Source organism: Bartonella sp. bp_1 (assembly GCF_055808085.1).
The window spans coordinates 1890006-1908389 of the sequence record NZ_CM147851.1 but is presented as its reverse complement, the minus strand read 5'-3'; the positions used below and the strand labels follow the sequence as shown (position 1 = coordinate 1908389).

24 protein-coding genes, 2 tRNA genes and 1 pseudogene are annotated in these 18384 nt (G+C 43.0%); 22 read left to right on the top strand and 5 right to left on the bottom strand.

Annotated elements, in window-relative coordinates; translation table 11 throughout:
• Complete coding sequence (locus ACYZ97_RS09480; RefSeq protein ID WP_473298375.1) at nucleotides 1-480, top strand: acyltransferase; 480 nt, start codon at nucleotides 1-3, stop codon at nucleotides 478-480.
• 11 nt (nucleotides 481-491) lie between these two features.
• Entirely contained in the window at nucleotides 492-1457 is a 966-nt protein-coding gene (locus tag ACYZ97_RS09475; protein WP_473298373.1) for a glycosyltransferase family 2 protein, read from the top strand.
• Between the two features lie 12 nt (nucleotides 1458-1469).
• Here the strand turns inward: ACYZ97_RS09475 and ACYZ97_RS09470 are convergent, their stop codons facing one another.
• A complete protein-coding gene (locus tag ACYZ97_RS09470; RefSeq protein ID WP_473298371.1) occupies nucleotides 1470-2105 on the bottom strand; it encodes an acid phosphatase in 636 nt (211 codons plus the stop codon).
• A 261-nt stretch (nucleotides 2106-2366) separates the two neighbouring features.
• Between ACYZ97_RS09470 and rarD the strand changes: the two genes are divergently transcribed.
• From rarD to ACYZ97_RS09450, 4 genes are all read left to right on the top strand, one after another.
• Nucleotides 2367-3260 carry an EamA family transporter RarD gene (gene rarD, locus ACYZ97_RS09465; protein ID WP_473298369.1) on the top strand — a complete coding sequence of 298 codons (894 nt, stop codon included), beginning with the start codon at nucleotides 2367-2369 and terminating at the stop codon, nucleotides 3258-3260.
• 197 nt (nucleotides 3261-3457) lie between these two features.
• The gene (locus tag ACYZ97_RS09460) at nucleotides 3458-4663 is read left to right on the top strand and encodes a tyrosine-type recombinase/integrase (RefSeq protein WP_473298367.1); all 1206 of its coding nucleotides are present in this window, start codon (nucleotides 3458-3460) and stop codon (nucleotides 4661-4663) included.
• Nucleotides 4664-4849: 186 nt separating this feature from the next.
• Nucleotides 4850-5056, top strand: a complete 207-nt coding sequence (locus ACYZ97_RS09455) for a helix-turn-helix transcriptional regulator (protein ID WP_473298365.1) — start codon at nucleotides 4850-4852, stop codon at nucleotides 5054-5056.
• Between the two features lie 31 nt (nucleotides 5057-5087).
• The gene (locus ACYZ97_RS09450; protein ID WP_473298363.1) at nucleotides 5088-5402 is read left to right on the top strand and encodes a hypothetical protein; all 315 of its coding nucleotides are present in this window, start codon (nucleotides 5088-5090) and stop codon (nucleotides 5400-5402) included.
• 1213 nt (nucleotides 5403-6615) lie between these two features.
• On the opposite strand, the gene ACYZ97_RS09445 is transcribed toward ACYZ97_RS09450, so the two are convergent.
• Nucleotides 6616-7119 (bottom strand): hypothetical protein, encoded by a 504-nt coding sequence (locus ACYZ97_RS09445; protein ID WP_473298361.1) that lies wholly within the window; start codon nucleotides 7117-7119, stop codon nucleotides 6616-6618.
• A gap of 151 nt (nucleotides 7120-7270) precedes the next feature.
• Here ACYZ97_RS09445 and ACYZ97_RS09440 point away from each other — a divergent pair, with 151 nt between their 5' ends.
• Nucleotides 7271-7501, top strand: coding sequence for a hypothetical protein (locus ACYZ97_RS09440; protein WP_473298359.1), 231 nt, complete (start codon nucleotides 7271-7273; stop codon nucleotides 7499-7501).
• Between the two features lie 28 nt (nucleotides 7502-7529).
• On the opposite strand, the gene ACYZ97_RS09435 is transcribed toward ACYZ97_RS09440, so the two are convergent.
• Nucleotides 7530-7913, bottom strand: coding sequence for an Arc family DNA-binding protein (locus ACYZ97_RS09435; RefSeq protein WP_473298357.1), 384 nt, complete (start codon nucleotides 7911-7913; stop codon nucleotides 7530-7532).
• Between the two features lie 204 nt (nucleotides 7914-8117).
• On the opposite strand from ACYZ97_RS09435, the gene ACYZ97_RS09430 reads away from it, so the two are divergent.
• From ACYZ97_RS09430 to ACYZ97_RS09400, 7 genes are all read left to right on the top strand, one after another.
• A complete protein-coding gene (locus ACYZ97_RS09430; protein ID WP_473298355.1) occupies nucleotides 8118-8426 on the top strand; it encodes a hypothetical protein in 309 nt (102 codons plus the stop codon).
• Nucleotides 8427-8428: 2 nt separating this feature from the next.
• On the top strand, nucleotides 8429-8647 hold the full coding sequence (locus ACYZ97_RS09425; protein WP_473298353.1) for a hypothetical protein: 219 nt from the start codon (nucleotides 8429-8431) through the stop codon (nucleotides 8645-8647).
• The gene (locus ACYZ97_RS09420; protein ID WP_473298351.1) at nucleotides 8644-8880 is read left to right on the top strand and encodes a hypothetical protein; all 237 of its coding nucleotides are present in this window, start codon (nucleotides 8644-8646) and stop codon (nucleotides 8878-8880) included. Before ACYZ97_RS09425 ends, ACYZ97_RS09420 begins: the two co-directional genes overlap by 4 nt.
• A complete protein-coding gene (locus tag ACYZ97_RS09415; protein ID WP_473298349.1) occupies nucleotides 8873-9136 on the top strand; it encodes a hypothetical protein in 264 nt (87 codons plus the stop codon). The genes ACYZ97_RS09420 and ACYZ97_RS09415 overlap by 8 nt, the downstream gene beginning before the upstream one ends.
• Nucleotides 9129-9290 carry a hypothetical protein gene (locus tag ACYZ97_RS09410; RefSeq protein WP_473298347.1) on the top strand — a complete coding sequence of 54 codons (162 nt, stop codon included), beginning with the start codon at nucleotides 9129-9131 and terminating at the stop codon, nucleotides 9288-9290. The genes ACYZ97_RS09415 and ACYZ97_RS09410 overlap by 8 nt, the downstream gene beginning before the upstream one ends.
• Nucleotides 9291-9728 carry a hypothetical protein gene (locus ACYZ97_RS09405; protein ID WP_473298345.1) on the top strand — a complete coding sequence of 146 codons (438 nt, stop codon included), beginning with the start codon at nucleotides 9291-9293 and terminating at the stop codon, nucleotides 9726-9728. It abuts the gene before it with no gap.
• A 361-nt stretch (nucleotides 9729-10089) separates the two neighbouring features.
• On the top strand, nucleotides 10090-10494 hold the full coding sequence (locus ACYZ97_RS09400) for a hypothetical protein (protein WP_473298343.1): 405 nt from the start codon (nucleotides 10090-10092) through the stop codon (nucleotides 10492-10494).
• Nucleotides 10495-10787: 293 nt separating this feature from the next.
• Here ACYZ97_RS09400 and ACYZ97_RS09395 read toward each other — a convergent pair.
• Nucleotides 10788-10863, bottom strand: a tRNA-Phe gene (locus tag ACYZ97_RS09395).
• 159 nt (nucleotides 10864-11022) lie between these two features.
• Between ACYZ97_RS09395 and ACYZ97_RS09390 the strand changes: the two genes are divergently transcribed.
• From ACYZ97_RS09390 to ACYZ97_RS09380, 3 genes and pseudogenes are all read left to right on the top strand, one after another.
• Nucleotides 11023-11097 (top strand) — tRNA-Glu (locus ACYZ97_RS09390).
• 229 nt (nucleotides 11098-11326) lie between these two features.
• Complete coding sequence (locus tag ACYZ97_RS09385; RefSeq protein ID WP_473298341.1) at nucleotides 11327-11614, top strand: hypothetical protein; 288 nt, start codon at nucleotides 11327-11329, stop codon at nucleotides 11612-11614.
• Nucleotides 11611-11757, top strand: a pseudogene (locus tag ACYZ97_RS09380) (transposase); the annotation flags it as partial. The gene ACYZ97_RS09385 and the pseudogene ACYZ97_RS09380, both read left to right, overlap by 4 nt.
• A gap of 62 nt (nucleotides 11758-11819) precedes the next feature.
• Here the strand turns inward: ACYZ97_RS09380 and ACYZ97_RS09375 are convergent.
• On the bottom strand, nucleotides 11820-12650 hold the full coding sequence (locus tag ACYZ97_RS09375; RefSeq protein ID WP_473298339.1) for a LysR family transcriptional regulator: 831 nt from the start codon (nucleotides 12648-12650) through the stop codon (nucleotides 11820-11822).
• Nucleotides 12651-12737: 87 nt separating this feature from the next.
• Between ACYZ97_RS09375 and ACYZ97_RS09370 the strand changes: the two genes are divergently transcribed.
• The 5 genes from ACYZ97_RS09370 (at nucleotide 12738) to ACYZ97_RS09350 (ending at nucleotide 18351) form a co-directional block, all read left to right on the top strand.
• On the top strand, nucleotides 12738-13715 hold the full coding sequence (locus tag ACYZ97_RS09370) for a quinone oxidoreductase family protein (protein ID WP_473298337.1): 978 nt from the start codon (nucleotides 12738-12740) through the stop codon (nucleotides 13713-13715).
• Nucleotides 13716-13989: 274 nt separating this feature from the next.
• A complete protein-coding gene (locus ACYZ97_RS09365) occupies nucleotides 13990-14487 on the top strand; it encodes a dihydrofolate reductase family protein (RefSeq protein ID WP_473298335.1) in 498 nt (165 codons plus the stop codon).
• Between the two features lie 197 nt (nucleotides 14488-14684).
• Nucleotides 14685-15407: a N4-gp56 family major capsid protein gene (locus ACYZ97_RS09360; RefSeq protein WP_473298333.1), complete on the top strand. Its 723-nt coding sequence runs from the start codon at nucleotides 14685-14687 to the stop codon at nucleotides 15405-15407.
• A gap of 898 nt (nucleotides 15408-16305) precedes the next feature.
• The gene (tal, locus tag ACYZ97_RS09355) at nucleotides 16306-17259 is read left to right on the top strand and encodes a transaldolase (RefSeq protein ID WP_473298332.1); all 954 of its coding nucleotides are present in this window, start codon (nucleotides 16306-16308) and stop codon (nucleotides 17257-17259) included.
• Nucleotides 17260-17493: 234 nt separating this feature from the next.
• The gene (locus ACYZ97_RS09350) at nucleotides 17494-18351 is read left to right on the top strand and encodes an NmrA family NAD(P)-binding protein (RefSeq protein ID WP_473298330.1); all 858 of its coding nucleotides are present in this window, start codon (nucleotides 17494-17496) and stop codon (nucleotides 18349-18351) included.
• The last annotated feature ends 33 nt before the right edge of the window (nucleotides 18352-18384 follow it).

Sequence of the window (18384 nt, the reverse complement as noted above, 5' to 3'; positions counted from 1 at the left end):
ATGGAGCATAAAGATTACATGTACAAAGTTCATGACATGGCTTTATGTGAGACCTCTAATATAGGTCCACAAACACGCATTTGGGCTTTTGTTCACATTTTAAAAGGCGCTGTCATTGGTGCTAATTGTAATATTTGCGACCATGTTTTTATTGAAAATGATGTCGTGATTGGTGATGATGTTACCGTTAAGTGCGGTGTTCAATTATGGGATGGTCTGCGGGTTGGAAATAGAGTTTTTATTGGTCCTAATGCAACATTTTGCAATGACATGTTTCCGCGTTCTAAATGCTACCCTGAACAGTTTCTTCAAACAGTTATAGAAGATAATGCAAGCATCGGTGCGAATGCAACGATTCTTCCAGGTATTCGTATCGGCTCTGGGGCTATGGTGGGTGCCGGGAGTGTTGTTACAAAGGATGTTCCTGCGAATACTCTTGTTGTTGGCAATCCTGCCCGTGTTATTAAAAGCTTGTTGTAGAAGGTGGTTTATTGACCGATCTTATTTCTGTTCTTATTCCGTCTTATAATCACGCGCGATATATACGTGAATCGATCCAGTCGGTTATCGATCAGTCTTATGCCAATATTGAGTTGATCATTATTGACGATGGCTCATCAGACACAACTTTGGACATTTTGCGTGAGTTGGAGACTATCTGCCTTCAACGGTTTGTACGTTATCTATATATTCATCAGGAGAATAAAGGAACAGCGGCAACCTGCCGGCGACTTTTATCAATGGTCCAAGGCCGTTATATTAGCATCCTTGCCTCAGATGACTGTTTGAAGCCGGAAGCTTTAAGGAAATTACATGCTTCTTTAAAATTTGACGATGCTTATGTATTGGCTGTCGGCGATAATGAAATGATTGATGCATATTCCCATCCTGTCCACTGGAATGCTAAACAGAAATCAGGCCATGGCATTGATTTTATATATAAAACTTTTGGCAGTTTTTTACAATCTTCTAGGCCGGATGTTGAGTTTTTTTCCGATCTGTTTGGTTCCTATAAAACACTTATCCGCGGCAATTATATCCCCAACGGTTATTTAATCCGCAAGGATGCGCTGGATAAGACGGATGCCTATAATCCTTCTGCTCCGTTGGAAGATTGGTATATGCTTTTACAGTTGTCGAAGATTGGAAAGATGAAATATCTCGATGAGGTTTTATTTTCTTATCGTTGGCATGATGAAAATAGCATTAAAAATAAAGAAAAAATTTTAAATGCATTTAATAATACAATGCTTTTTGAAGCTAAAAATTTATTTTATGATAAAAAATATGAATATTTAAATTTGATAGAAGATCAGATAGATAATAATTACAAAAGAAATATTATAAAAATAAAAAATATCATTCATTTATATTACATAAATTTCTTTCCTTTTAAGAAAATTAAATTCGATTTTTTAGGAAAAAGTATTTTCAATATTGATTTTTCAAAAAAATGAAATTGATGGTTATTATAAGTTATTCTGCGTTTTTAGCTTTTCTAAATCGCGTTTGAATGACGGCTTTTGTTTTATTTTTTCAAATATTTTTTTAGCGTAATATTCGTCAATTTCTACTGCACTCATGCTGTGTACACCGCATATGACGCGGCTTTGACCAAAGTGACGGGCATGGGCGAATATTTGTTTTTTGCGCTCAGGATAAAGTTCTGTTAGCAGCAGGGCTGTGGTCCAGCCAGCCATGGCGTGGCCTGATGGGTAGTCGTAACCACCGGTTGGTACACATGTCTTGCCGCCATAAAGCGCGTTGGGGCGTGGTTGACGATAAAGTTTTTTAGAGTGACGTACTAGACGCGCTGTATCTTCATGGGTCTTGATCAGCAAAGCATTAAAAGCTTGTTCCTTTTCTTTTGGTAGGGGGTGGACGATCGCCTTTTGAAAGCCCGCTGTCAATGTCGGTGCATCAAGCTTGTTGTCATAAATGGCTTGCTGCCAACGGGCAGAACCTTCAAGTTTTCTTGTATCGAGAAAAATTTGTTGGTCGCGTTTTTGTTGTGCACTTCCTGTTTTGGGAGGCGGAACATCCAGCAGAATGTGGGCTTCTTGGTGCCGCGTGAGATATCCCCCGCCGGTGATGGTTTTATGCATACATCCTGCTGGTATCAAGAGGCTCAAGAAACATAAAAATATCAACCGATGCATCGCATTATCCTGTTATAATAAGCAATATTTACAGGTTCTTCAGGGCATTGAAAAGTATAGATAGGCAGCATTGGATGTTTTCTTTATGCCGCTAGACCCAATAGGTTTGTCAGGATATGAATAGGGTTGGAAAACGTATATTGGCAATGATGGCGCCCGATCGAAAGTAGAAATATGTCCAGAAATCCAATGTTGATGGGCCAATAAATGGCGTCGTTAAATAGTGTTAGAGGCGTTTTGTGTTCGCTTGGGGCCTGTGTTGGTTTTGCTATTATGTATTTCTATTCTTCGTTGATGCGTGATTTAAGCGGAGAGTCGATTTATGCCTGGCGTATTGTCGTGACTATTCCTTTTTTGGCTGTTTTGCTTCTTGCAACGCGACGCTGGCATATGGTTACAACCATTTTTTCTAGATTGAAGTATGAACCGCTTTTATGGCTGTTATTGCCATTGTCGGCCCTTTTTCTGGGGGTGCAATTCTGGCTTTTTATGTGGGCACCCAATGCTGGTCATGCGCTTGATGTTTCATTGGGATATTTTTTGTTGCCGATTACGTTGGTCTTTACTTCGGGTGTTGTTTTTCACGAAAGAATAACACCCTTGCAGATGATTGCTTGTGGGCTGGCGATTATCGGCGTTGCCAATGAAATCTTTTTTGCCGAGCAAATATCGTGGCCTGCTTTTGTTGTCGCCGTGGGTTACCCCCTCTATTATGGTTTGCGCAAAGTGATTGGCACAGCCAATTTGGGAGGGCTTTTAATTGATATGATGATCAGCCTTCCGGTTGTCTTCTGGATATTGGCGACGTCTAAAAGTGGTCTTTCGCCTTCACAGATTACGCTTCATATGGGGCTTTTGATTGTCGGCCTTGGTGTAATCAGTGTTGTGGCTGTTTCGTTGATGTTGACCGCTAGCCAGATATTGAGCCTCGCGCTCTTTGGCCTGTTAAGTTATGTTGAGCCGGTTCTTCTTGTGGTGGTTGCTCTGGTTTTGGGCGAAAAGATAGAGTCCACGCAGTGGATCACCTATTTATTTGTCTGGCTTGCGATTGTTGTTTTAATCGTGGAAGGCACCCAAGCTATTCGGCGGCACCGTTTGTAAAAAGGTGGTGCCCAGACGCGGCAAATCATTGATATTTCAGCATAATTCATCTTTTATCATGCCTTATCAAACTCGTTGACTTTATTGCCTGTTCGTGTTTCGTTCATAGCCATTATTTATCATTCTTTATCACCCTAGCGCACTTCAAAAGGTGGACTAAGGGGTGGACTGGTAACATGGCTTTTGGAGGTATTGGCATGAGGGCTATAAACCGACTCACTGTCAAGGAAGTGGAAACGCTAGGAATTGGCAAATACAACGATGGCGCTGGTCTATGGTTGTTCAAAGCCAATGATGGGGGAGCCAAGTGGGTTTTGCGCTATACCATTCATGGCAAGCGCCGTGAAATGGGTTTGGGTTCTATCCAAGATGTTTCATTGAAAGAGGCAAGGCAAGCCGCCGAAAGATGGCGTGAGGCTGTCAGGGCTAATCAAGACCCTATCAAGGTGAGGGATAGACAGAAACGCGATGCGGTGCGTGGTTTGCACCTATTGCGTGATATTGCTCATGATGCGTTTGAAGCTCGTAAAGCCGAATTAAAGGGCGATGGCAAGGCAGGGCGCTGGTTTACCCCTTTGGAATTGCACGTATTGCCAAAGCTGGGGCATATCCCCGTTTCAGAGATAGACCAGAAAGACATTCGCGATACATTGGCACCTATTTGGCACGATAAGGCAGACACAGCGCGAAAAGCCATGAACCGGTTGAATATCTGTCTCAAACATGCCGCCGCTCTGGGGCTTGATGTAGACTTGCAAGCAACTATGAAAGCTCGTGCCTTGTTGGGTAAAACCAGACACAAAGCCCAGAACATACCGGCAATGGACTGGCGAGAGGTTCCAGCCTTCTATGAAAGCCTCAAAGGGCATTCAATAACAGAACTGGCGTTAAAGCTGCTTATTCTCACAGGCGTTCGTTCTGCCCCTTTGCGTCATATCCATGAAAGCCAGATAGAAGGCGATATATGGACGATACCAGCCGAGATCATGAAGGGGCGTAAGGACGCAACGACAGAGTTTCGTGTTCCTTTGTCTGGTGAAGCGCTGGTTGTTATTGAGGAAGCAAGGAAGCTATCTCGTGATGGCTATCTGTTTCCGAATGTTCGCAAAGGTGTGTTGTCTGATATGTCTATGTCCCGATACATGGAACGCGCTGGTTTAGAGGCGCGTCCGCATGGGTTCCGTTCCAGTTTAAGGGATTGGTTGGCAGAAGCCACCAACGCCCCCCATGACGTGTCTGAGACGGTTTTAGGCCACGTTGTGGGTGGCAGTGTCGAACGCGCTTATAGGCGTACTGATTTTATCGACCAGCGCAGGGCGTTAATGGAAAGATGGGCACATCATGTCACGGGCAAGAATGGCGAAATTATTCCTTTCAAGGATGCCACCAGCGCACAAGGATAGATTTATTCATAGTCATTCTAGGGTAAAATGTCTCAGTGTTTCAAATTTATTGAAAGACGTTGAAATCAGCGCAATGAAAATGAAATAAGATCAATAAAAACATATAGTAAAGCGATCTCTATCGCCTCTTTATCTTGTCATCTAAAAGCTCCATTATACATGTCATATCAATGGTAAAGGAAAGGCATGACAATGAACAATGATGAGACACTTTTGACGGTGAAGGAATGCGCCAAGATACTGCATGTGAGTGTTCCGACTTTCTGGCGTCGGGTGCAGGATGGTACGGTTCCCCCAGCCATGAAGTTTGGCGCATTATCAAGATGGAAGCGTTTCGATATTATGGGTGTTATCGAAAAAGCCAGCGAAAGCCGCAATAGCCAAGCCGCATGAGTGAAGAACGCAGCAAATGGGAAATGTTGGGATGAACGACAATCAGGAACAGGACTTATTGCCCCCAGATATTGAAAGGCTGGTCAATGACATTGAGGTTGGTAATGTGCTTTGGTATCTTATGGGCGGCAATCCCCAGATAGGGATTTTCCTTGCCTTTGAGATTGGTCAAGGGGCTATTCTGTCAGACAGCGTTCGGTCTGCCATGCTGGCATTGAACAACAAGTTTCAGACCAATCAGATGGTAAGACAAGCAATGTTTGACTATGCCATGACTGCCGGAATAGCCTATCATGAGCATGGCACCGCAAAACCGATATGGAACATTGACGGAACCGTACAGTAGCAAAATACTGGCAGATAGTGAAAGGGCGCTGGTCATATTGACTGGCGCTTTTTTATTGATTTAAAAAGTCGGCCTCAGAAAGCTTTCATTGTACGTTGGTTTACTACCCAAAAAAACCTTCATGCGTCCTGTACAATGCTCTATGTGGCAAATAGGGATATTGCTAGGGCGTCAATAGATTGCTTTACAAAATAACCTGAGATCTTCATTGTCAATTTCACTGCACCGTTTTTTCCCCTGCATAGACAGACAGAAATAATATAGGTCATTATCAAAAATAAGCTCTTTGCAGCTTTCCCGTTTTGTCTCTGACTTGCAGAGCGCACGCATATCCTTGTCTCGTATATCGTAGCATCGGTCAGTCCCTTTTTTGGACATGCAATAGGAATAAAGATCATTATCAAAGACATCAAAGCAGCGCTTGCCTTGCAATTCAGCTTGGCAGAAGCGCCTTTTATCTGTGTCGGTTATATAGTCGCATCTTTCAATTTCACCTTTTTTAGCACGGCAATAATTATACAGGTTGTCATTGTCGATCTTAGTGCATGATTGTGCATAAGATGCAGATGGAGCCAATATCAAACAAAAGAGCGGAAATATTAGAAACCAAAATCGCATTAGCTTGCCCCAAGTCAGATTTAATAGACAATTTGAGACATCCTAAAGAAAATTTCCTGAACCACTGATGAATAGTTTTTATAACACGGGCGCGCCGCCCGTGCTTAAGGTGATGGAATGATCGTAAAAGGTAGCTACACGGGCACGGTGCCCGTGCTAGGCTTGTGAGGACAGGTTTATGGAAATGAACAATCAGTCACGCCGCCAGTGCCAAGATCAAAAAGAATATGAAAAATATTTTTATCCCGTCATGAATCGCGTGAACAGGGCGCTATAAAATAAGTCGTAACAGTTGTGCAATAACATTTGCTTGCACATGAGAAAAATTAAAACGTCAGCAATGCTAAGGAAGGAGCACACTCATGAGACTGACTAGAAAATATGACAAAATGGAAAGGTGGTGAGGCGCTTGAAATTCAGGAAGATTAGATTGAAAGTCAATTTATATTTTGCACATATCGAATTGATTATCAATTTCTAACAAAAGGGTGGGGCGAAAGCCCCGCCCACATGAAAAAGCGCTCACCACCTTTTACAAAGTGATATAACACAGACCTACTGGAAAGCAATATTGATGCAATTCACGGGCTATCGTTTATAATCCCCAAGCGTTTGGACGTGGCACGCGAGTATATTTATAGCTACTGTTGTTGGTGTTGTATTCGATATTAAAATCGCACTGAAAGCACTTCCAATTTTGATAACCTTCACGATTATCACCTACACACTGTATGATTGATTTTTTGCCAGCATTAAAACACTGTGGGCAAAGGTGGTGCTTGGGCTCAGATTGGGCTTCTTCATCTTTGAGCGTATAAACAATCAAATTCGGAAAGAGCTCATTGAGTAAATATCTATTTTTCTCAGTTTCCCAGCCTGTAAGATTATTTAGCTCATTCTCAAGTTCTCGTTTTCTAGCAAGTAACTCTGCGTTTTGCACTTGGACTTGGAGGACTTCATTTTGGACATTGATCAGTAGGGAATTGACCTCAGCAACAGCGCCATTGATCATATTGGTATCCCGAACATTTATCAGTGTTTTCAAAATATCGGCTGCACTTTTGATTGAATTAATTGCAGTTATAACTTCTGCCACCATCTTTGATTCCCTTCATCAATCGCCAAATATAAACACAAGGGATTTTAAAAGTCGATTCAAAAACTCTGTGCTTTTGTTGTACAAAATAGGGAAAAACATATCAGGTTTTCTCAGGTTGAGGTTTTGCCCATTTGGGCGAAAAATAACAACCATGCCTGTGCAATTAATTGCAATCCTGTTCTGGAAAGCAAAGCGCGAACCCGATTTATTTCAGAATTGGAAAAAACTCGAAGTGATTATCTGTTACCCCGATAAGTGTTTTGGTATTCTCCCAAAAACCATTACTCTACAAAAAGGCATTGCCATCATGGCAACACCTTGTGAGGTTTTTGCCCGTTTTGGGAAAAAATCCAATTTTGTATTGGTGACCTATTTCGGCTAGCAATGAGGGATAATATACCGCTGGGGCATTAACGAAGATCATCTATCGTAGGGTCAAAGTTTGCAACGAAAGTTTCATAATCAACAGACCCGTTAAACTTCCCTTGCAATGCCTCAACTATCGTCATGACAGTTCTTTTGGCGCCTTCGCAAAAATCTTCGCTGAAATGCTGATACCCTTCTTCTTTTTCCATTTCTATCATTGTTATGGTTGCTGCAATGGAGCCCTTAATTGTTGCTAGAATTATTTCATTTTCTGATACGTCTGTGAAAGTTTCATCTAACCTAGCGAGAATTTCAGCATTCATAGAACGCCCATTTGCTTCCGCAACTTTTTTAAGTGCGTCTCTCATTCCCTCAGGGAAGCGAACTACAAACTGGTCTGAGCCACGGCTTGGAACTATTTTAGACATCTTGAAACTCGTTTATTGACTATGATAGGCTTGACATATCATCAATATTGACGCAATAGTATGCTTAGCATATCATTGTGGTTAATGATTCATCAATCAGGGTCAATAGTATTATGATTACAAAATAAAAAAAGCGTGGCAGAGGCGGCAACCTCTCCACGCTGAGTTCAACAACCCCAAATCGGAAAAAATGGAGATTATTTAATGAACCAAGCTGTATTTAGCATGGGTGGCGAAGCCTTGGCAAGAAGCCACCGAGAGAGTGATAATAATTATCATTCTGTTGTCGCTATTCTTAATTCGCAATGGCGTGTGATTGAATGTCGTGATGGCATTCAGTGGATTATTCAATGTTCAAAAAAAACATGGCATGGGACGCAATGGAGAGGGCGCAGCTATTGCCGTACCCGAAATGTCCTAATCCGTCTCTGTGCCCAGTTAAAACCGGAAATAGACCCTATTTCATTGCAGGTGCTTGAGAGGCTTCCCCGTATCACTGGCATGGAGGCATGAATATGAACAGCCAAAAACAAAACATATCCTCACAAGCAATCAACATCATTGATAATCTGGACGAGGTTATATCATTGGTGGATTGTATCTTTCTAAGTGCTCACGGCCTTCAAGGCTGGGAATGTGGAGCTATTCAGTCAGTCTGTAATGTATCAAAAGATCGGCTTTTCAAAGCCAAGGCAATCATCACACAAATACAAGAAAGGGAGAAATTATTATGATGTGGCGTCCCCGTTTACGCAGAAAAGACGTTCCGGCCTATCTGGTTGAGAAATACGGAATTGAACTCACGCTTTCCACCTTGAGCACCTATGCCTGTCGCGGTGGTGGTCCGATCATGCAATATGCTGGACGTGTCCCCCTTTATCGTCTGGAAGATTTGGACGCATGGGCTGAGGCTAGGCTTTCTGCCCCTGTTGGAATGACAGCAGAAAGGAACCGTGCTCATGGATAAGAAACACACTTTGAACGATGCTCTGGATTATATCGAACGCTGGTCTGAAAACACCGAGGATATGCTTTCACGTTGTATAGAGGAAACGGCCAAGGCCAAATATGCCAAGGGGTTTCCATACCCTGAAAGTGATAAATTCCAGTCTGTTGTTTTTCCCTCTCAGGCGTTAGATAGGATGCTTCAAAGCTTGCCCGATCTGAGAAAAGTCACCAGCGCAATCCGGCAAACACTGAAAGCGAGAAACGGCCATGAGTAATAAGATCAAGGAAGCCGCCCTATGGCTGGCAACAAGAGAGCCACGGCTTGAAGGGGCTGTTGTGCCCGTATTAAAAAAACGTTTTCAGATGACGGCAATGGAGGCCACCAAGGCCATAGTCGAAGCCAATCTTATCAAAGCAAGGGCGCAATAAATGGCAAAAGGAAGAAAATTCTCAATGGTGTCACCAGCGCTCTGGAGATCAAAGCGGTTTAAGTCTGTCAGTGAGAGCGCTCAGCTTTTGCACCTTTATTATATTACCAATCAGCATCAGACATTGGCTGGTGTCCACCAGATACCAGAGGGATATGCGCTAACAGATTTAAATTGGTCAGAAATCTCATACAGGCAAGCCCGTGATGAACTCATACAGGCCGGTCTTATTATCTTTGATGATGAGACAGAAGAGGTTTTTGTCTGTCGGTGGTTTGTGCATAATGAGCCAGCAAGCCCGAAGCATGTCAAGGGAATGCACAGCGTTGTTGATGATATCGTTTCCATAGCCATACGAGATCATGCCAGACAAGAACTAGATGCGATTGAGGCTGAGAAGATGTCTGCCAGAGCAGATAGTCGAGGTTATGACAGGTAATGGCATTGCATAGGGTATGGAATGGGTATGGATATATAGATACAGAGACGTATACGGATACAGAAACAAAAAAAGAAAAGGAAAACAGAAACTGAAACGTTAAACCAGAAAGGGAAAGGCATTTCTCAATGCTATTCAAAAGCCAATATCTTTACAGCCCTATAAAAAGCGATAATCGTCTATCTACTCCATAGAGCCAAGCGCCATAGACCAGCGCTGCATAATCAAAAATGTTAATAAACATGCTATGAAGTCGCAAGGTTTGGCAGTGATTCTCAAATATGATAAAAGGCAAATCAGTCTTCCAGTTCCCTGTTAAAGTTTGGTCAAGTTATCATTTCAAGGATTAGAGTTTCCCAGCATGGCAAAAGGCAAGCTTGATAGTCTATGTGATGGTCTGGGGATTAAGCTTATCCCTGTCTATCGCAGAAGGGAAGCCGCCCAGTCCCATGCCCGAGGCACTATGAAGGCTATCAGGGCAGAACATGGCGATGGCTTTCTTGTCTTTGTTTTGAGATGTATCAGGCAAACCAAGAACAACCGTGATGAATTATGGTCTGATACTATTGCAGCCATAGCCGATATATTCCACCAGCGCCCTGATTGGATGGAGAAAGGTGGTGTCGTATTGGATGCCTTTGACACTATCCCTCTAGGAGAACTGAGACAGAAGGCCATAGCTTGCCGCCCTTGGCCTGTGAGGGCAACACTCAGGGCATTGATCTATGATCGCCTTGAAGATGCGCTGGTATCACAGCACCAATAGCCAGCCAATAAAATTTAGGAACCCTGTTTTGCTCTTTCAGGGTGCGGGGAACGCTGCCCCCGATATTTTAGCTTGTTTGAAATTTTGAAAACTTCATTTTGGTTTGGGTTGAAACCTTATGAACGCATTGGAAAATCAAACATTCGCTTGTGGTTTCATAAGATTGGTAAGGTGAGTGTTGAAACCAGCGCATGACAGTTTCCTAGCGAGGTCACCAAGGTGGACTAAGGGGTGGACTGAAATAAAATTACATCATTTAAGTTATTGTATTTATTGAATAATTTTAAGAGGAATGGTGCCCAGACGCGGATTCGAACCACGGACACGCGGATTTTCAGTCCGCTGCTCTACCAACTGAGCTATCTGGGCATATATGTTCTTTAAACATATAAAGAGCATAAGCGGCTCGCGTTATAACATTAAATTCGCCTCTGTCCAGCTATCAAACAAAAATAATTTCTTTTTTTGACAAGATGTAGATCGTCATCTTGTGTTTTTGGTTTCATAGGCCTAAGAAATGCACAGTATGCGCCTATCGTCTAGCGGTCAGGACGCCGCCCTCTCACGGCGGAAACAGGGGTTCGATTCCCCTTAGGCGTACCAGTATTGCCCTACATAACCATTTGATTTCCCAAGATAATTATTGATTTATTTCAGAGTGTTTTTTGAAACACGGCGCTTTTGTGCCCCAAAGTGGGCCACAAACTGGGCCACAAATTGTTTTGAGGAAGTGATGAGGATGAAAACGCGTCCTTACCTAGAGGACAGATTTCTGGTCAAAAGAGGTTCCAGATTTTACTATAAACGCCGTGTCCCATTTGAAATTGCACATATGGATGAAAGAGCGCCGCATGTGCGCATTTCGCTAAAAACTTTTGATCTCGCCGAAGCGCGCGCAAAGCGCGATATGTTTGAAGAAGCCGATAACCGCTATTGGTCAGGCCTATTAAGCGGCGATGATGTTGATCGCGCCCGAAACCGCTATGAAGCTGTCAGAAAACGGGCAGAAGCGCTTGGCTTTACCTATAAGCCTGCCCATGAGATAGCCCTTGACCTTGCCCCGTGGATTATCCTCAGTCTTAAGTTAGTTTGTTTTCTGTTTAGGAGACGAACGAGATGAAGAAGAGCCGGTTTAGCGAAGAGCAGATTATCGGGATATTGAAGGAGCATCAAAGTGGCATGACAGCGGTTGAGTTGTGCCGCCGTCATGGGATCAGCAATGCGAAGTTTTATAAATGGTATTTCAAATATGGTGGCATTGAATATCTCAACCTGAGCAGCCAAAAGACTGGAAGGAACAAAATTCAACAATATGCACAAATATACTAGGATTTAATGGCTTTGATGACAGCATCTATTGCAGGAGAATTTCTTATTGCAGAAGGCACAACAAGCCATATTTTCCTAATTATTGGCACCACATCAGGATAAGCAGGCACTAATTGACCATCGTTTACCATGAAATCAGGTAACATAACAATACCACCTCCTTCAATGGCAGCTTGCATCTGTATTTCAATAGAATTGGATAAGAAATCAAAATTTCTTGACTTAGCCAACTCTTTCAAAATCTGCTGTTGGGGGGCAGAAGACATTGACTGATTGTAACCGATAAAATTTCTTTCCTTATCATTTTTAGTAAGCATATACTCTTTAGATGCAAAGGGGCGAATTACCATTGTGTCAATTTGTGAGATAATTAAATCTCCTTCTTCAGGACGACTTAGTCTGATAGCAATATCAGCTTCTCCACTATTTAAAGCCGCTATATCCGTACTGCCAATGAGTTGGATCGAAAGGTCAGGATATTGTGTTTGTAGCTTTACCAACGGCTTAACAAGCTTGGCAACGGCATAGGCAGGCGGCGCACTTATAGTGACGGTTCCTGAAATTGTCTTTCTGCTGGCAGAGAGTAAATTAATTTGGTTCATCTGCGAGGGAATATTCATTGATAATGCGATTAGCTTTTTTCCATCCGGTGTAAGCTTCCATCGCTTGCCTCTTTTATCAATAAGCGGAATATTTAGTTCACGTTCAAGCGCCTCTATGCGTCGTGATACGGTTGCATGCTCAACTCCTAACAAGTTGGCAGTCTTTGAAAGAGTCCCCAAGTTGGCGAAACACAACAAATATTTAAGATTTTCCCAATTAAACAATGTTAAATAATTCCCATAAAATGTTTAGTTTTCGATAATTTACTATCATTTTACTTTGTCCATATACAAGTCTTAAAGGAGATTGATATGGATAAGGCCTATTTTGTAAATGAGTCCGGTGGTGTTGATAAACTAGCTATTACACCAATTGAGGTGTCCTCACCGAAAGCAAATGAAGTTCTCTTGCGACAGACAGCTTTTGGAGTAAATTTCCTAGATATTTACCATCGTCAAGGTCTATATAATTTCTCTCTCCCATTTATTCCAGGAGTTGAAGGCGTTGGCCTCGTTGAGGCAATAGGCCCACAAGTAAACGATATTTGTGTGGGAGATCGAATAGCTTATACAGGATACATAGGCGGTTACACCACACGCCGCATTCTTCCAGAATGGCGGGCAATAAAAATCCCAGATTCCCTCACTGACCAGATTGTTGCAGCCAATCTTCTACGTGTTTATACAGCACATATGCTGCTTGAACATGTTTATAGGGTAAAGTCTGGTGATATTCTTTTAATTCATGCGGCATCTGGTGGTTTAGGAACTGTTTTAGTGCCTTATGCAAAATCACTTGGAGCATATGTTATTGGTACGGTCAGCAATGAAGAAAAAGCCGAAAAAGCTAAATTGATAGGCGTCGATAAAGTCCTGATTGGTCGAGGCAAGGACTTTACCAATGATATCATGAAGGACACCAATTGCCTTGGTGTTGATTATATCATTGACGGAATAGGTGGGGATTCATTTTATCAAAATTTTTCATACCTTAAACGTTTTGGCCTATTAGCCAGCATCGGATGGATAGCTGGACAAATAAACCAATTGGATATTGCATCAATAAAACAAGGTATATTTGCAAGGCCTAGTGCCATGAGTTTCTGCGCTCATCCCGAATCATATCGTAAGTCAGCCGCTTCCGTTTTCAGAATATTTGAGAAATTCCTTACTAAAACTCCGCCTAACATTTTCAGTTTTGACAGGTTGAATGATGCTCATACAGCGCTAGAAAATGGAGGAACATCTGGTGGGATTTGCGTGGTGACTGAAGCTGATAGCACACATTAAACAATAAACCGCAGATTTGAGCTTGCCGTAATATAACATCCAAAGCACACGTTTTGAGTTTCGCTACAAAACCAATTCAATCTATTTCTTCCCATGATACAAACTGCACCTTCAAAGAAAAACAATGCCAAAAAATCACATCAGTTGGTCCATTTCTGACCGATGTGCAGTCAAAAACTCTGCTCCGCACGCATATTACACGACATCCAGCCGCTTGAGCATGAAAATCATGTCTCCTTCAGCACGTTATAGCTAAGTAACGCAATTTAAAAATATGTTCAAAAAGATGAAACTCTATTACTACGTCGCCATGTCATTGGACGGGTACAGTGCTTCGGAAGATGGTTCGTTGCATTGGCTGGAGAACTTTGTTCTCGGTCCTGATGCAACGCCCTATGCAAATTTCTATGACAAGATCGGTTGCATTATCATGGGGGCGAATACCTATGAATGGATATGGGGATTTCATGATAAATGGCCTTATCAAAAACGGCCATGCCTTGTCATGACGCATCGGGATTTATCATCACCGGACGGGCTTGATATTCGTTTTATCAACCAGCCAATAGAAAGCGTATTCGATGAAGCAAGGCATATGGCCGATGGCAAAGATGTTTGGCTATTGGGTGGTGGCAAGACTGCCGCTCAATTTGCCGATGCCAGTTTGATTGACGAGATGATTATCACCACCATTCCGGTATTCATCGGCAACGGCGTGCAGGTGCTGCCTGTCACAAAACCGCTCCGCATCAAGCCAGCAATCATCTGGTAATTGCGTAGTGGCGCAAGTGAAACCTTCTTGGATGTGCTTTGACAAAACTGCCCATAACCGATGGTGCAAATGCAAAGCCATTGCGCAACAATCAAAAATCGCGTATTGAAAACAAAGCAGCGCAAAATGTGCTGCCCCATTTCCCAACATAAGCGCAGAAAGTGCTTTCTTTCACGATCGAAGGAGAGGCACTTATTATGGCCGTTACCAATATCCCTCTTGGCGACCCCAAAGCCGCCAAACGGTGGTCGGGTTTGCTGTTCATTGATACTGTCAAGAAAAGCTATTTTGACCGCAAATTCGTTTCCACCGATGACAATGCCGTTATCCAGCAGCTTACCGATCTGGAACAGGATGCCGGTGACAAGATCAGCTATGACCTGTCCGTCCAATTGAGGCAAAAGCCGACCGCCGGTGACAACCGCCTGCAAGGCAAGGAAGAAAATCTCAAATTCTTCTCGGATGAAGTGCAGATCGACCAGTTGTGCCACGGTGTTTCGGCTGGTGGTAAAATGAGCCGCAAGCGCACCATCCATAATATCCGCAAGATTGCCCGTGCGCGCCTGTCCGATTACTGGTCGAAATATATTGACGAGATGCGTTTTATCTATCTTGAAATCGGTGTATTGCCGCAGAACAACATGATCTGTGACTGCACGATCTTTGCCGATGCGGTGGGGATTAGTTTCGATGCCGGTATCATGACCGGAACATCAGGCGACACGTCAAAACAGCGTGAGTGCGGCAAAGAACTATTTGCCGCCTGCGCTATCGGCACGGCAGGCGGGGTTATCAAGCCTGACAAGGCCAGCGCCTATCGCATTGCTTCGTCAAATGTTGAACGTTCCATCGGCTTGAAGATCACCGGTGGAACGCCTGCCGCTGGCGCGGTCTCCATTACACTCTTCATCAGGTCTTGAGTTCCCATACAGGGCGCATTGGAGAAAATCTTGCTTTTGTTGGACTACCGATTTTCTCCAAGATTTTGTTTTTCGCAATTCTTATCTGAAAACCGGTTCCCACTTTTCAGGAATTGCTCTGCCCACGCCCTGTCGGACGGTTGCCTGCCCCCCGATCAAACAGGCAACCGTCCACTCTTTCAAAAACAACAGGAGGCAAACATGCCATTGATTGAATGCAAGCTAGGAGCCGTCGAGACAGCTGTTAGCGGCCAGCCCTATATTTTAATGAGATGACAATCAATGGCCAAAGCCGGTTTGTGGCGCAAGTCGAGGATTTTCAGCATGTCATGTGTCTGTAGAAAACATAAAATCTACGCTTTAGATAACATTGTCTTTTTCGATAAATCTGTTATGATGAAGAGGCAATTTACTGTGCCCCATAATGAGGCAGTTATTGAGCCACATCTTGAGATCGATTGATAAATTAGTCATTGAAAAGCAAATAGTTAGATAATATTTTTATGCCCCTTAGGCGTACCAGTACCGGTGGGTAATTCATTGCTTTCAAGCCGTCGTAATTTAAGATGTCATCTTACCCATTATAAATGATATGGCCACTAAGATCAGCCTTGGCTGCACCATTAACTGCGCCGGTTCCATTATTTATTAAATCGTCAAAATCGGCTTGAGTATTAATTGCCAAAGCCTGAGAGATTGTCAGGAGCGATAAACTAAGTATGACATGTATTGATATGATATTACAGTATTGGAAGGCGAGAATTGTGAAACATAATTGATGTGTTTTGGGCCGCCAAGCCTGTGCATTGTCGATTATGGTTGTATGGTCATCAGAAATCATGCAAAAAATATTTTTGAGTGGTGGTATAGGCTACCGTTTTTAGAGGGGATGTATGAAATGGTATCAAAACTGGACCAGCTACGTAAAATGACTGTGGTTGTTGCTGATACGGGGGACATGGAAGCTGTTGCACGTCTGAAACCGGTTGACTGCACAACCAATCCGTCACTTGTGTTGAAAGCATTGGAGCTTGAAAGTTTCAGTGAAATTTTTGATCAGGCGGTAAAATGGGGTAAAAGCCAAAACGGTAGTAAAGAGGCAGTCTCGCAAGCGGTGGCGGATCGTTTGGCTGTTGCTGTCGGTCTTGAATTGCTCAAGCACGTACCGGGACGCATTTCGACCGAAGTCGATGCCAATCTTTCTTTTGATGTTCAGGCCTCAATAACAAAGGCACGTGCCATTATTGCCGCTTATCATCAAGCCGGAATTGAGCGAGATCGTATTCTCATCAAATTGGCTGCGACATGGGAAGGTATTCAGGCCGCGAAAATTTTGCAACAGGAAGGGATCAACTGTAATCTGACACTGCTTTTCTGTCAGGCACAGGCTGTTGCGTGTGCCGATGCCGGTGTGTTTCTTATTTCACCTTTTGTCGGTCGTATTTATGACTGGTACAAAAATAAGAACCAGCGTGAATATGTGGGTGAAGAAGATCCCGGTGTTCAGTCGGTGCGCAATATCTATCATTATTATAAGGCACATGACATCAAGACCATTGTGATGGGCGCCTCTTTCCGCAATGTCGGTGAAATCGAAGCCTTGGCCGGTTGTGACCAGTTGACAATTAGCCCCGCACTTTTAGATGTTCTTGATAGTGATCAGGGCACGCTTGAACGGAAATTATCACCTGATAATGTCACTGCGGTTGAAAAAATTATTATGGATGAGAAAGCTTTCCGTTGGCATTTGAATGAAGATGCGATGGCAACCGAAAAGTTGGCCGAAGGAATTCGCGCTTTTGCCGTTGATCTTTGTGCGTTGACTAAAATCGTTTCTCGACGGTTGGCCTGATCCATTCGGGACAGGTATACAGAAAAGCGGCATGTAAGCCGCTTTTTTATTGAGATTTGACAGTGCTTGATGACGACTCCTGCGGCCAAAGCGTCTGATTTGAAAAACAGGCCCTTTTCATCATCAAAGGGGAACGGAATCAAATAACGTGGTTTATTCGTTTTACTGCTGACAAAAACTATCATCGATATTGTGTTATTAAGCTACCATATCAAACAAGGACGTATTAAGATTGTGAATATTATTATGGGTGGAACAGGCCATATCGGCTCAGCTGTTGTAAATGCTTTGATCGAGCGTGGTGAACCCGTCATGCTAATGACGCGCAATGCACTAAAAGCTGAAACTTTAAAGCAGAAAGGTGCGAAAGTCGTTGTCGTTGACTTGCATGACACGGCGCGTTTGCGCGACGTGTTTTCGAAAGGCAACCGATTATTCGTTCTTAATCCGCCAGCAAGCGTTCAATGTGATCCGGATATTGAGGAAATAAGAACAATTGATTCTATCAAAAATGCTTTGATAGATAGTGATTTGCAACATGTTGTTGTCTTGTCGACCTACGGTGCCCAGTTTGGTAAGCATATTGGGGATCTTGGCACGCTTTATCAATTGGAGCATGCTGTCGAACTGGTTTGTACCAATGTCAGTATTGTTCGTTCAGCATTTTTAATGTCTAACTGGAAGTCTGCATTTGATGAAATCAGTCAGACAGGTGTAATGACTAGCTTCTACCCTGAGGATCTTGTTATGCCGATGGTTGCGCCGCAGGATGTTGGCGATTATTGTGCACAAATTCTATTAAGCAAGGCGCGATCCGAACGCTATTACGTAGAAGGGCCAAAACGCTACAGTATAGGGGATGTCAAACAATCTTTCAGTTCCTTTTTTGGCAAAGCAATAAAGCTGAATGTTATAGCGAAGGAACACCTTCAACCGGCTTATCGCGCGCTTGGTTTTTCACAAGCTGCCGCTTTATCCTATGCCAATATGGCTTTAGCAAATATCAATCATGAAATTGAATTACCCGATAACCCATGGTTTGGAACGACAGACCTTGATGCATTCATTCGTTCTATCTGCCCAACGAAATAATAGTTGTTCGTTTTTATTTTACTTGTTTTTTTT

Bases quoted from the DNA above. Each gene is read 5' to 3' on its own strand.
- ACYZ97_RS09415 (WP_473298349.1), top strand. From the start codon at position 8,873: ATGGATAAGAAACACACTTTGAACGATGCTCTGGATTATATCGAACGC.
- ACYZ97_RS09435 (WP_473298357.1), bottom strand. From the start codon at position 7,913: ATGTCTAAAATAGTTCCAAGCCGTGGCTCAGACCAGTTTGTAGTTCGC.
- ACYZ97_RS09430 (WP_473298355.1), top strand. From the start codon at position 8,118: ATGAACCAAGCTGTATTTAGCATGGGTGGCGAAGCCTTGGCAAGAAGC.
- ACYZ97_RS09410 (WP_473298347.1), top strand. From the start codon at position 9,129: ATGAGTAATAAGATCAAGGAAGCCGCCCTATGGCTGGCAACAAGAGAG.
- ACYZ97_RS09440 (WP_473298359.1), top strand. From the start codon at position 7,271: ATGCCTGTGCAATTAATTGCAATCCTGTTCTGGAAAGCAAAGCGCGAA.
- ACYZ97_RS09420 (WP_473298351.1), top strand. From the start codon at position 8,644: ATGATGTGGCGTCCCCGTTTACGCAGAAAAGACGTTCCGGCCTATCTG.
- ACYZ97_RS09445 (WP_473298361.1), bottom strand. From the start codon at position 7,119: ATGGTGGCAGAAGTTATAACTGCAATTAATTCAATCAAAAGTGCAGCC.
- tal (WP_473298332.1), top strand. From the start codon at position 16,306: ATGGTATCAAAACTGGACCAGCTACGTAAAATGACTGTGGTTGTTGCT.
- ACYZ97_RS09365 (WP_473298335.1), top strand. From the start codon at position 13,990: ATGTTCAAAAAGATGAAACTCTATTACTACGTCGCCATGTCATTGGAC.
- ACYZ97_RS09385 (WP_473298341.1), top strand. From the start codon at position 11,327: ATGGATGAAAGAGCGCCGCATGTGCGCATTTCGCTAAAAACTTTTGAT.
- ACYZ97_RS09470 (WP_473298371.1), bottom strand. From the start codon at position 2,105: ATGCATAAAACCATCACCGGCGGGGGATATCTCACGCGGCACCAAGAA.
- ACYZ97_RS09370 (WP_473298337.1), top strand. From the start codon at position 12,738: ATGGATAAGGCCTATTTTGTAAATGAGTCCGGTGGTGTTGATAAACTA.
- ACYZ97_RS09400 (WP_473298343.1), top strand. From the start codon at position 10,090: ATGGCAAAAGGCAAGCTTGATAGTCTATGTGATGGTCTGGGGATTAAG.
- ACYZ97_RS09450 (WP_473298363.1), top strand. From the start codon at position 5,088: ATGAACGACAATCAGGAACAGGACTTATTGCCCCCAGATATTGAAAGG.
- ACYZ97_RS09455 (WP_473298365.1), top strand. From the start codon at position 4,850: ATGACAATGAACAATGATGAGACACTTTTGACGGTGAAGGAATGCGCC.
- ACYZ97_RS09480 (WP_473298375.1), top strand. From the start codon at position 1: ATGGAGCATAAAGATTACATGTACAAAGTTCATGACATGGCTTTATGT.
- ACYZ97_RS09460 (WP_473298367.1), top strand. From the start codon at position 3,458: ATGAGGGCTATAAACCGACTCACTGTCAAGGAAGTGGAAACGCTAGGA.
- ACYZ97_RS09360 (WP_473298333.1), top strand. From the start codon at position 14,685: ATGGCCGTTACCAATATCCCTCTTGGCGACCCCAAAGCCGCCAAACGG.
- rarD (WP_473298369.1), top strand. From the start codon at position 2,367: ATGGCGTCGTTAAATAGTGTTAGAGGCGTTTTGTGTTCGCTTGGGGCC.
- ACYZ97_RS09425 (WP_473298353.1), top strand. From the start codon at position 8,429: ATGAACAGCCAAAAACAAAACATATCCTCACAAGCAATCAACATCATT.
- ACYZ97_RS09405 (WP_473298345.1), top strand. From the start codon at position 9,291: ATGGCAAAAGGAAGAAAATTCTCAATGGTGTCACCAGCGCTCTGGAGA.